Annotated in this window: 13 protein-coding genes and 1 pseudogene; 3 read left to right on the top strand and 11 right to left on the bottom strand. The window is 49.3% G+C overall.

Annotated elements, in window-relative coordinates:
* Positions 1 to 14 precede the first annotated feature (14 nt).
* Positions 15 to 260 (top strand): hypothetical protein, encoded by a 246-nt coding sequence (locus tag L1X57_RS11105; protein ID WP_186004628.1) that lies wholly within the window; start codon positions 15 to 17, stop codon positions 258 to 260.
* Between the two features lie 301 nt (positions 261 to 561).
* Here L1X57_RS11105 and L1X57_RS11100 read toward each other — a convergent pair whose 3' ends face one another.
* From L1X57_RS11100 to L1X57_RS11050, 10 genes and pseudogenes are all read right to left on the bottom strand, one after another.
* A complete protein-coding gene (locus L1X57_RS11100) occupies positions 562 to 1,422 on the bottom strand; it encodes a DUF4365 domain-containing protein (RefSeq protein WP_009721637.1) in 861 nt (286 codons plus the stop codon).
* A gap of 221 nt (positions 1,423 to 1,643) precedes the next feature.
* Positions 1,644 to 1,864 (bottom strand): annotated as a pseudogene (locus L1X57_RS11095) (transposase); the annotation flags it as partial.
* A gap of 247 nt (positions 1,865 to 2,111) precedes the next feature.
* Complete coding sequence (locus L1X57_RS11085; protein WP_009721635.1) at positions 2,112 to 3,029, bottom strand: Mbeg1-like protein; 918 nt, start codon at positions 3,027 to 3,029, stop codon at positions 2,112 to 2,114.
* Between the two features lie 28 nt (positions 3,030 to 3,057).
* Positions 3,058 to 3,336 carry a DUF427 domain-containing protein gene (locus tag L1X57_RS11080; RefSeq protein ID WP_009721634.1) on the bottom strand — a complete coding sequence of 93 codons (279 nt, stop codon included), beginning with the start codon at positions 3,334 to 3,336 and terminating at the stop codon, positions 3,058 to 3,060.
* A 212-nt stretch (positions 3,337 to 3,548) separates the two neighbouring features.
* Complete coding sequence (locus tag L1X57_RS11075) at positions 3,549 to 4,013, bottom strand: LysE family translocator (RefSeq protein WP_009721633.1); 465 nt, start codon at positions 4,011 to 4,013, stop codon at positions 3,549 to 3,551.
* Between the two features lie 501 nt (positions 4,014 to 4,514).
* Entirely contained in the window at positions 4,515 to 5,066 is a 552-nt protein-coding gene (locus L1X57_RS11070; protein WP_009721632.1) for a hypothetical protein, read from the bottom strand.
* A 28-nt stretch (positions 5,067 to 5,094) separates the two neighbouring features.
* Positions 5,095 to 5,430, bottom strand: a complete 336-nt coding sequence (locus L1X57_RS11065; RefSeq protein WP_009721631.1) for a zinc ribbon domain-containing protein YjdM — start codon at positions 5,428 to 5,430, stop codon at positions 5,095 to 5,097.
* Between the two features lie 161 nt (positions 5,431 to 5,591).
* On the bottom strand, positions 5,592 to 7,205 hold the full coding sequence (locus L1X57_RS11060) for an ABC-F family ATP-binding cassette domain-containing protein (RefSeq protein WP_009721630.1): 1,614 nt from the start codon (positions 7,203 to 7,205) through the stop codon (positions 5,592 to 5,594).
* A 208-nt stretch (positions 7,206 to 7,413) separates the two neighbouring features.
* Positions 7,414 to 8,394 carry a homocysteine S-methyltransferase gene (gene mmuM, locus L1X57_RS11055; RefSeq protein ID WP_234667717.1) on the bottom strand — a complete coding sequence of 327 codons (981 nt, stop codon included), beginning with the start codon at positions 8,392 to 8,394 and terminating at the stop codon, positions 7,414 to 7,416.
* 361 nt (positions 8,395 to 8,755) lie between these two features.
* The gene (locus L1X57_RS11050) at positions 8,756 to 9,274 is read right to left on the bottom strand and encodes a GNAT family N-acetyltransferase (protein ID WP_009721627.1); all 519 of its coding nucleotides are present in this window, start codon (positions 9,272 to 9,274) and stop codon (positions 8,756 to 8,758) included.
* Between the two features lie 207 nt (positions 9,275 to 9,481).
* On the opposite strand from L1X57_RS11050, the gene L1X57_RS11045 reads away from it, so the two are divergent.
* A complete protein-coding gene (locus L1X57_RS11045) occupies positions 9,482 to 9,919 on the top strand; it encodes a hypothetical protein (RefSeq protein ID WP_009721626.1) in 438 nt (145 codons plus the stop codon).
* 84 nt (positions 9,920 to 10,003) lie between these two features.
* Here L1X57_RS11045 and L1X57_RS11040 read toward each other — a convergent pair whose 3' ends face one another.
* Entirely contained in the window at positions 10,004 to 10,264 is a 261-nt protein-coding gene (locus tag L1X57_RS11040; protein ID WP_009721625.1) for a hypothetical protein, read from the bottom strand.
* A 459-nt stretch (positions 10,265 to 10,723) separates the two neighbouring features.
* Between L1X57_RS11040 and L1X57_RS11035 the strand changes: the two genes are divergently transcribed.
* The gene (locus tag L1X57_RS11035) at positions 10,724 to 11,692 is read left to right on the top strand and encodes a zinc-binding metallopeptidase family protein (protein ID WP_009721624.1); all 969 of its coding nucleotides are present in this window, start codon (positions 10,724 to 10,726) and stop codon (positions 11,690 to 11,692) included.
* The last annotated feature ends 64 nt before the right edge of the window (positions 11,693 to 11,756 follow it).

Here is an 11,756-nt window from a genome sequence, read left to right as displayed (position 1 = left end):
GTGGCGGTCTGGAAATGTCAGTTTCCGTCCTTGAATTTTGCTTTACAATTGCCGCTCATGCACATGGTACAGTAGTGCTCTCTATCCTCATGCTGGGTACCCTCAGCGATGATAATGCCGCAGCCGTTGCAGAACAGGATGCCAATCCCGTCTTCGAATTTCACAATTGCATGTTCGTAGTCCATAAAGTTCTCCGCGAAGACCCCATCCTGCAAGAACGGGTAGTAATAGCTTGTCAGCAAAAGCCGATCTTTATCTGATATTTCCTTCGATGGCGCTATCAGGCGTCAGTTCAATTTCCTCTCGACCATCAGGTTGATACAGATAATAACAACGCACCTAAACAGCAGAGGCTAAGCAATTCTCTCCCTGGCAACAGATGCATTCAGTGCCATGATTCTCGGATATGCAACTCTGCATCACCAAAGTTGGCTTGGCCGCTATCGGCCAGGAACGGTATTTTAGGCGGAACTGATATAACGCCGAGTTCAGTTACAAATACTGGCACGACATTTTAGGTACCAAAATTCGTGACAGTATTTTATCAATGGAAACGAATTATTATGTAGATAGCCTCAAGGTTGATGCTAGTTCTTGGAGCTCTTTTATGGCAACTTCTTCACGGTGAAACATCAGTTGTACTAGTAAGCAAGCGCAAGAGTCTAATAAAAACTGACTCATGCCAACTGAATATCCACTAACTTTTTCCAATTGATCTACCACTAATAAAAAGCTTGCTGCATATCTAGACTTTTCAACTGCACTCATATCTTCTGAATCTTCATGATCGTCAATCATTTCTCCAGCGATATTGGCGAGTTTCAGATATGTCTCGTTATTCAGATGAAGATTCACAGGATCCATGAGTTTAAGTCTAACTAACAGCTCCAAACAAAATAGCCTGTATTTAGGAATATCATTCCACGTATCTTCTCCCATTTCATTTGGCTGAGTAATTTTGACAATCCTATCGTAATGTCTAATTCGAGCCATCCACATCAATTTTTTTGCTGCTTCAGCATCAAAGTTTTCGTTACAGTTGATTGCAATATCACTATCTTTAATAAATGGTAAATTCCAATATTCAACCTCATCCTCTGGAACGCAAAATTTATATTCACCTGACTTTTTGTTGTGGCGAACAAGAATTGTAAGATCATTTCCAATAATCCAATTTCGAACAGTTAAGCAATCTTCGTAAATTGTCCAATCAGACTTATGTTGATCATTTTTTTCAGATGTTTTTACTTGAACGTAGATCCTGAAAGGCTCAATAACACCAGCGTCTTCACCAAATACGAAAAAGTCTTCGCCATAATCCTTTGACATCTCTGATATAGCAAACCCTGCTTCAGAAAATATCATTCTAACCTTAAGTTCGCCTAAGTCACCCAATTTATGATTGTTCGTTCTTTTTGCCATGTTAATCCTTGTTAGCCGATTGAAGTCTAGGATGAATAACGAGACTGTAGAAAAAACCGATTTCGAGCCGTCTCCACCTCCTATCATCTTAATTTATTTACTCAGCCGGTCATCTGACTGAGTAATCTTAATATCGGTATTTAGCCACTTGGGCACCCAGCTAAAGCTTGTTGAAGACGGCCTTTTGCTCTTAAAAAGCAACATACTCCGCTCCAGGCCCTTCATGACGCGGCCAAGTGGCCGTAATTCGCCAACTTCTCAATATTGTGCACCAAGCAGTAGAGCTGCCACTGACCTTGCACTTTTTTCTTACCCCGAAGGCTGAAGCGGTTCAGCCTTTTCGTTGTGCCAATGTTGCCGAAGACGGGCTCCACGACTGACATACGATGGCTGTAAACTTCTTTGCCCCTGGGGGGCTATCGACTCGATGCTTCATCCAGTCGATCAGGTAGTGCACAGCGTGTTCAAAGGTGCCTAGCTGGATCTGATCTTGGTAATTGATCACCACCATAGCGTTCTGATCGTAGCTATAAGCCTTGAAGCGCGGCATGCTGACCACTCCTCGTATTTTTTCTCGATCCTACCAAAACTTAGCCGTCAGCGGAGTTTTTATACAGGCTCAACGCCCGGCTCACGAGCCGATTTAGAGCCGCGAAGCGGCGGGAAATAGGCCGCTGTGCAGCCGATTGTTAGAGGGCGGCATTGCAAGCAGCGAACGAAGATAATTTAAGTAGATGTAATGGTTTTGATGACTCTTCCTCAACGCCTTCTTTGTATAAAGCTAAGTCAGCCACGTGCAACATATCTCTCGCTAGAACCCATCTAAAATGAGCATAAACACGATTCGATTCAACTAGATAGTAATTCTCCGCCCTTTGACCGCTTCCTGCACCAATTCTAGATACCCCAGGAAGAACCCGAAATATGGGCAACCTCGCGATCTTAAGCGCATCACGTGACATAGAAGCCTGCCAAATTCGAGCATCATTACTTCCATCACCCCATGTTTTTGGGCTTGAGTTAAAAGCCCAAGCTTGCTGAACCTTGGCACTCGTTTGTTCATGCTTTGTTACGTGAACTGCCAATCCACCACCCAGTGAATATCCGGCAACGACAAACTTCATCTCCGGAAACTCCTTCTCAACATTAAGTACATAATTTCTTGCTTGGTCATACTGACGTCGATTTATAAAAGAAAAATTTGTTCTCCAATCAGCCATATCATTCGAGCCAATGAAAACAATTACAACCTCAAATAGATTGCTCTGACTGGAATATACCTTAAAGACCTCAGCTTCGAACCCTGTCTCATCATCCTGCTCAGAAAGCGATTCAACTCTTTCAATATACTCTGGCAATACAAATAGATGGTCTGAACCACCTTTGCTATCTTTTTGGAATGCATAAGCGCCCAAGAAGGCATACAGATATCCATTCTTTGCGACATCGAGATGCAGCTCGTCTTGTACTGTTTCAATCGAATCTCTTTCCGGCAAATACCTTTCATTGCACCAAACGCTATGTGACCCGATTGCTACTTCGCCATATCTATTTCCCGCGCATCCAGCCAGCACGAACATTATCAGAATAATCCACGCAATCTTCATGAAACATCCTCATATTTTCACAACATATCTAGATCCATATTTTTTGAGCGTATCGGCTGCTGGTCATCGCTCCACGCCACATCGGTGTGCAGTAGGTGACATCACCCTTGAGCGGACAATACGTGGTGGTTTCTGAAATAGTAAGTAAATCCATTCTCACGTCTTCACGTGGGAAGTAGTGGCGTGGTGGGTAGCCGTATTCGCGGAGTTCAAGCGTATTGGTGGAGTCGGCGATTAACGTGCCGTCAACCTGCGCCTGCACGCGTTGGCTAATAGGGTGAAGCTCAATGCGTGGGGCATTTTGCATTAGGTTGTTCCCTGCGGCGTTGTTCGCTCTAGTAAAATTAGCCTAGCAGTTAAATCCGTTGAGTCCTACGCTTGCCCCATAGCACTTTAGGCTACGGGCATGACCTCGGGCAGTTTTTTGCGATTTTCTCTATACCTCAGCGGCCAGTGACTGATTCAGATCCGCTCATCCCGCTAGTAGTGGAGCTTGTAATGGTTCATGAAGCACGCTTTTTACCTCTGCTTCATGAACGCCACAGCCAGACCCGACGATACAAACGTAACGCCTGCCCCAATATTTAAGCCAGAAACCAATTTTGGTTTGTTTCTCAGCCATTCTGATAATCTAGATGAAAACACGCCCATAAGGCTGAAACCTACCGCTGTTAAAACCGCAAACCAGACCCCATAGCCAATCATTTGCCAAGTCACAGATCCCAGATTAGGGTTTACGAATTGAGGAACAAACGCGAGCACAAACATACCCGGCTTAGGGTTGAGTGCCGCTGAAAGGAAGCCCGTTGAAAATACGGTTTTTAAAGACTGTTTTTTTGCAGGCTCTAAGGAAAATAGATTTCGAGACCGAAGGACTTTAACGCCTAACCAAATGAGATAGCCCGCACCAATAATCTTGACCACATAGAAGGCTAGCTCGGACGTTTGAATTAAAAGAGTCAGCCCAAATGTCGCCGCTAGCACGTTGAAATAGAATTCCCATTCCAGACGATAAGCCAGAAACGGTTGCGGCCAATCTGCCTTGGCTTAAACCTCGTCCTATCGCCAGCATGTTATCTGGCCCAGGGGAAATCACTAACAGCAAACATGCCAGTGTATATGTAGCCAACACCTCTAATGGAAACATGTCATCTCCTTCTACCTGTAACCGAACGTCATCGCCAGCGGGACTTCCTGCTCAGGTGGTGGTTAGGAACGGTATTGCTAGGTTCGTTTAGTCATAGAGCAGAGAACTCCATTGAGTATATAGCCTGTTGCAGCCCTCCTCGCGGGTGCGCCGGAGGCTTACCACGCGCTACATAACCATTAGCCTTGATCTATTATTGTAACTACCGTCGTCGAGACTGACCTTGTTAAGTGTTTTTTTGGACAAAGGCACGGTAGCTTTGAGCCTAGCAGTCAATTCAGGTGAAGCCTGCTTCTGTTGAACATAGATGCCTGCAAGGCGCGCATTGAACGGCTTTGTTAGCCGTTGAGGTTAATATCGATTCCTTTACGTTTCATGGCGGTAAAAAAGTCATACAGCGATTCGTTATCAAAGGCGTTCATGGCGAAATCGAGTTTGAAATAGTCGCCGTTGCTTAGCACAACCGTCAGCCGCGAGGCAGCTTTGCTTTTAGCGCCGCCCTGCCCTGACGCTGGCTGTTGCATGGTATGGGTATGCGTGCCGATGTGTATTTTTTTAACATCATTCACCGGCAGTTCATGTTCAATGGTTCGCCGCCCCGAAATGCCTTTCACGATGAGCTGATTGCCTCTCAGGGAAAGCTGGTATGACGACAGCGCTGTCAGCAGCCACTTCACATAGATGTAAAACAGGCCACCCAGTAACAGCACTCCGCTTGGTAGCCCGACTGTTTGCGCGACGGCTTGCTCCATGCCAAACAACTGCATTAGTAGCCATATAGCGAGCCCGACAAATAACGCGCCGTAGAGAATGAGCGCGACCAGCACCATAGGCAACCAGGAGTAAAATGACTTCACGATCTGCTCTTGCGTGTTGAGTCTGACGTCCATGATGGCCCTCTAGGCGAGTGAAGGTGATTCAGGCTTTTTTCACAAACTGGGCGGTGACCATCATGTCGCCAGCGCCATCGACCTTGCAGTCGAGCTGGTGGTCTTTGCCTTCCTTAAGCCGCTTGATGACCGCCTTGGTGCCAATCTTAAGCACGATTGAGCTGCCTTTGACCTTGAGGTCTTTGATAAGCGTTACCTTATCGCCTTCAGCAAGCAGGGTGCCATTGGCATCTTTCACCGTGACGGTGTCTTCCGCTCCAACCTCGGAAAGGTTCCATTCGTGGGCGCATTCCGGGCAGATGAACAAGCTTTGATCCTGGTAGACGAATTCAGATTGGCAATTGGGGCAAGGTGGGCATGACATGGAAGGTGACTTCTGTGATTTGGTTGGCTGCTTATGATACTGAGCCTTTGCAGCCTTGGCGAATGCATCCAGGCAGGTGCAGCCTGTTGATGGCTCAGTGTTTGAATCGTCGCGGGCTAAAGCCACCTCCTACGGGGCGTGTGGTAGGAGGTGCAATACGATCAAACCGGCTCCAGGTGCCAGCCTTGTTCGGTTGCTAGCAGGCGGTCTGTCAGGGCTAGTTTTTCCAGAAAGGCATCGTCGTGGGATACCACCATTAACGCGCCTTGGTAACTGCGCAGCATGGTTTCCAGTGCTTGTGCTGAAGGCAAATCAAGATGGTTATTCGGCTCGTCCAGGAGCAATAGTTGCGGTGGGGAATCGGCGTAGAGGATGCAGGCCAGCGCTCCTTTCAGGCGCTCACCACCACTTAGCAGCCCGCTGGGCGTGGTGATCTTTTGCGCGCCTAGGCCTAGCTGGGCAAGCCGCATGCGCAGGTCCCCTTCACTCGCGGTTCGGTTGGCCAGCTGCAGCTGTTCGAGTAGCGTCTTTGCTGGGTCTAGATTCCCCAGTTGCTGGTCAAGATAGGCGCTTTCAGGCGTTATGTTGTAGGTTCCTGATAAGGGCTCAATCTGGCCCGCCAGCACGCGGAGCAGCGTAGATTTACCACAGCCATTCGGCCCTATGATGCCTAGTCGCTGCTGCCCTTTCAGCATTAGATTAATGTGCCGAGTGGCTCCCATGACGAACGGTAGCTCAACCCTTTCTAACTCAACCAAACAGCGCTTGGCGGCCTGGGTAATAGGTATTTCATGCAGGTTGATTTGTAGCTCGTTTTCAACCTGCTTTGCGGCGTCACGCACACGTTGATTTAGCTGCGCCTGACTGGTCGCCTGCTTTTGGCGCAGCGCGCCCGCCGAGGTTTCGCTGCGCTCTTTCTGACGATCTAACAGAATCTTAGCCTGGTTGGCTTCCTTGCCCAGCCGATTGCCGTGAGCCTGGCGTTTCTCCTGACGTTCACGCTGCTTGCGCATCGCGCGCTCTTCGCGTTGGCGTTCGAGCTTTCGCTGGCTGAGCTGATCAAGGGCAGCCTGCTGTTCATGCGCTTTGGCTTGGGCATAGAACGTGTAGTTACCGCCGTAACTGTGCAGCCCTAAGGGCGACAGTTCCACGATACGTTCCATGGTTTCCAGCAGTTGTCGGTCATGGCTAACCACGATCAGCCCACGCGGCCAGCGCTGCAGCTGTTCGATAAGCGCCTGCCGATTGGGTCGGTCGAGATGGTTGCTTGGCTCATCAAGAATCAGGCAATCGGCATTCGAGAGCATGGCGCCCATTAAAGCAACGCGCATGGCTTCGCCGCCGCTCAATGTGTTCGCTGGTGTGCTGGCTTCAAGATAGCCCAGGCCATTGCGTTCGAGTTCATGGCGAAATCGCTGGGGCATATCCCAGCGATCATCAACTGCCTCAAAATCCTCAGGCGCTGTGCTGCCAGCCTCAATGCGTGTCAGCGCATCCAACGTTGTTCGAACACCGGCAAGATCAGCGACACAAACACCCTTCGGCTGCGCCACCTGCTGGGCAAGATAATGGACGCTGCCGGGGCGCTGACAATGGCCAGTGGCTGGCTGCAACAGGCCAGCAAGGATTTGGGCTAGGACTGTTTTGCCGACACCATTACGCCCCACTAACCCGGTTGGGCGGCTATCGAACTGCTCGTGAAGATCAGTGAAAAGCTTTCTGCCATCCGACAGAACGTAGGAAACACCTTTTAAGGTGAGATAGGTATTTGTCATTTGTGATTCCAACGATGCCAAGAACTCTCTCTAAAACCCCTCCCAAGGACTATTCCAAGGACCATCCCTAGAACTATTCCAAGAACTATCCTTACTACTGGGGGCTGGTGGAGACTGGTCGTTATTGCAACGGCGGCATCAATGGTTCATTAGACAAATACCTCTGCTAAACGTGGGAAGACTTAAAACCTAATACAAATAACCTTAGTTATCTATATGACTCACTAAGCGGGCGTGACCGCCGCCACTGGGCCAACGCCTGAATATCCGCTGGCGCTGTTCGGCAGCAACCACCAATAGCTGACGCGCCTGCCGCCAGCCATTGCTCTACCCCTTGTGCCAGCGCGGAAGGGCCACTGGCGGTGTGGTCGCATGTGGCCGGGTGCCAGGTTTTGGTCACCGCGTCGTACACTTCCCCTGAATTGGGGTAGACCAATACTGGCAGATCGCACTGACGCCGGATCGCCTGAATCAGCGACTCAATGTGGGGCAAGGCGGTGCAATTCACGCCAATCGCCGCCACGCCTGGGCAATTGGCCAGGGCTGCCGCGCACTCCTCTATCGGCGTACCATCGCTGATATGTTTGCCATCCTTTGCTGAGAAGGTGATCCAGGCCTGTGCGCCGGGATGCTCGGCCAACAAATCGGTGATCGCCAGCGCTTCATCTAATGAAGGCAAGGTTTCAGCCGCCAGCAGATCAGCACCTGCCGCTAGCAAGAGTTCAAAACGTTCGCGGTGAAACGCTACCAGCCCGGCACGATCCAGATCATAGCCGCCGCGGTATTCACTGCCATCGGCCAGGTAAGCGCCATAAGGGCCAACAGACGCAGCCACTAACGGCTTGGGGCGATCGGTTTGACCAGGCTGCCAGACTGCATCACGCGCCTGCTGCGCCAACGTGACCGATAACTGAATCAGTTCCCGCGCTTCCTGCGCTGTCAGCCCTGCCTGCATAAAACCAGGCACCGTGGCCTGATAGCTGGCGGTAATCGCACAATCAGCACCGGCTTCAAAGTAGGCCTGATGAACTTGGCGAATTTTCTCTGGGGCCTGAGCCAACAAGCGCGCTGACCAGAGGGCGTCGTTGAGGTCGCAGCCAAGCGTTTCCAGCTCGGTGGCCATAGCGCCGTCAATAACCATAAAAGGCACGTCAGCCAACAGGGCTTTGATCGGGTTCAACTCACTCATACGGGCTTTTCCTCAACGGCGTTATTCGAATGTGCAGGACAGCTCGCTTGACGTGCGCGCTCTAGCTCATTCATGGTGACATCCCTATCTTTGGCTTAGCAAACCAATCGGACCTTAGGTGCCTAGCTCAAAAAGAGCCCCATTTTAGTGCATCACGCCTTTCCCAAAAAGCATAAAAAAAGACCCGTATATTCTTATTTTAAATATATCAATTGGTGATCGTTAGTAAGCGATAGATGATGAACGGTAGATGATGGCCATACCGCTTGCCGACGGGGACTCTTCCCCGCCGCTACTGTTAGCCTACAAGAAAGACAACCCTCTAAGTGAGCAGCTTAGGGATCTCGTTGAAGCGCATCCTTCATAAGCTTGGAGAATAGCGTGTTTTAAGCTGAGAAGTTGTGTGGTTATACCGTTCCAGATCCAGCCCCAAGAACTGGGTTCCAGGGACAGGGTTATTCGTCACGGGTGGGTGTGGAACGAACCCATATGACAGGTACAGCGCTAAGGCCGCTTTGAACTCAGGCAGCACATCAAGGCATATTTTCTTATACCCACTGCTGATGGCTTCCTGCAATATTCGCTCTACCAACCTAGCGCCCAACTTACTTCCACGAGCAGTTGGACGAACATAAACCCGCTTCATTTCGCAGGTATTATCGTTCACCTTGCGAAATGCAGCACACCCCACCGGTATCTTATTAATTGTCGCTAAAAATATCTTTGACTCATCCGAGCTATACTTTTCAGATAAGCTATTAAATTCTTCATCGTTACCTTGAAAAGTAAGGTCAACTGACGTGCTCGCTATATATTCTCGATACAAATCAAGTACAGCATTTAAGTCAGCGGGAAACGTTGCTCTTTCTACTGTATACACACCTTCCTCCTGATTGCATGACACCTAGCGGTAAACCAGCACCGTTGACACACTTGTTCACTTTAGGGAAAGGTCTCTCCCAATCCTGATACCCAGCTTTTTGTGTGAGAATCAGCCCACACAAGCAATGCTTTTGCTTTGAAAGCAACCATATGAAAATTAATGGTAGGATGGTATTCTTACGTTAATACACATAAGGTATTACGAATGCAATTCCTTCGTTTAGCTCTATTCAACTTTACCCTCCTGGCCATTTCGATGCCGGTGATTAACCAGCAAACTGCATGGGCTGCTGATGAAGAGCTATATACAGAAGCTGAGGCTATGCAGCATATCGCGCTCTTTTCCAGAATATCGCTTTCTGCCTTATACAATAAAATTCGTGTTTGCCACCTGGATAGTATCTTCTATTTGCATATTGGCCAACTCAAAGATGAGCAACATAAGTCGGAAGAAGAGCTGCTAGGCATGTTTTCAGGTGACCTAAGGTCTGTGGAAACTATCGCTAGCGTATTTGCATCAGAGGAACACTATTACGACGGCGCGATGGCCGTTTATGATGAATGCGCTAATCAAAAATTAGAAGAAATGAAGTCACTAAGCTCATTCGACCAACTTCCCACCATCGACCTGGAAACTGATTAAACACCGAAAAATGCGCCATAGCCAAGCTACCGGTAACGATTCGGTTTCCGAAAGTTGCATGGGCCGTACGCCAACAAACATCTGTTATGTCACCGAATGCGCACCAAAGAATGCATTATAAAAGCCCATAGCAAGAACAAACATCACAAAGGTAATAAAACCAAAAAGGGTAACCCAATTGACATCCCGCTGTGTTAACGCTCCTCTTGGGTATCGACCAATAGTGAGCAACCATAGGAATAGGCGCCCGAGATTAAAGAATATAACCTGGAGAAGCAGCACCATAACGAGAAGCTTTAGAAGCTCGACTATGATTTTAACTAATCTGTTAAGCGCATCATCCATCACTCAAATCCTTTAGCATATAAACTATACTTCTCCAATTTATTGCGAGTCCATTGACTCGCTAGAAAGGCATTTAAACCGAAACAGCTAGTTTCGCTTTCGCTTTATAGGGAAAGCAGCACTCATGCCTAAAATTTTACTTATTAACTATCAAATATTTCTTTATATGAACCGCTAGCCACCTTAGCTTCTCGAGTGCCATCTAACTACCGACAGACAATGTCAGCCTATTGCTTATCGACCATACATATTACTGAAGCTACCTCACTGACTATTTTTACGCCACTCTCTACCCTCTGCCCACGCTTAAACAGTCGTGGACGACGACCTTACCCCAAAACTACAGCCGCCTCCTACGCGGCTTTTTCCCAACCACGCAGAAATGAAAGCAATCGCTATTGGCTTATCCCCGCCTCGGCTCCTAGACTGAAAGCTCGTTTCTTATGAGATACCCGACCTATGCGTGTTTTTTCTAATCCGGTCGGTGCCGGTTCACTCTGGTTTGATAATTTGGTGACCGCCGACGGCGTTCCTGTGGCTTACGACCCGCAAGCGCGCGCCTTTCTGCCAATGCCGCCCTTCTGTGCCAACCGCGAAGTGATCGGTTGCAACTGGATTGCCCCTAAGCAAGGTGAATTCTGCCGTGCCTGCGCGATGACCGCCCTTGCACCTGACCCTTCTATTTCTGATGCCATGCCTAACTGGGCGCAAACCGAAGCGGCTAAGCGCTGGGTGATCGATAACCTGGGCCGTTGGAACTGGTTTCGCCCGGAAGACCCCGGTACACCACCAACCTTTCATATGCTGGCCGAAGGGGGAACGCCGGTACCCATGGGGCATGTCGGTGGCGTGGTGACCATCAGTGTGGCCGAAGCAGATGCGGTGCTGCGTACGACCCGCAAGGAGGCGTTGGAAGAGCCTTACCGCACGATGATTGGCCATATGCGCCATGAAATTGCCCATATGCTGTGGTGGCGGCTGAGTTTAAGGGATGACTTTCTTGATGCTTTTCGTGAGATGTTTGGCGATGAGCGGGAGGATTACCCCGCGGCGCTGCAGCACTATTATCACAATGGCCCGCCTGCGGATTGGCGGCAGCGGTTTCTGTCTACCTATGCGTCTTCCCACCCCCATGAAGATTGGGCGGAAACCACCTCGCACCTACTGCACCTGACCGATATTACCGATAGCTTTGTGTCAGCAGGCATGACGTCACCAGCTTTGCCCTACACCCATGGCTGGGATGCTTACGCCGAGCCGGATGCTGAGCGTTTGATTCATATTGCGGCATCATTAGTGGCCGGTGTTAACCATGTAAATCGCTCAATGGGGCTTTCGGATCTTTATCCGTTTGTGCTTTCAGATGCGGCAATGCGCAAGCTAGCTTTCGTGCATGATTGGCTGCGGCGCGGCGCCCAAGGGCTTTAATTCGCATTTGCAACTGGCCCTGGGGAAAGCAGCGCATTACCCAGGGCCGGCCATTCTTCAACGC

Origin of the sequence: Halomonas sp. TD01, from assembly GCF_923868895.1 — a bacterium.
GTDB lineage: Bacteria > Pseudomonadota > Gammaproteobacteria > Pseudomonadales > Halomonadaceae > Vreelandella.
Note: the sequence above shows the minus strand (reverse complement) of the source record. Positions and strands in the feature narration are given on the sequence as shown.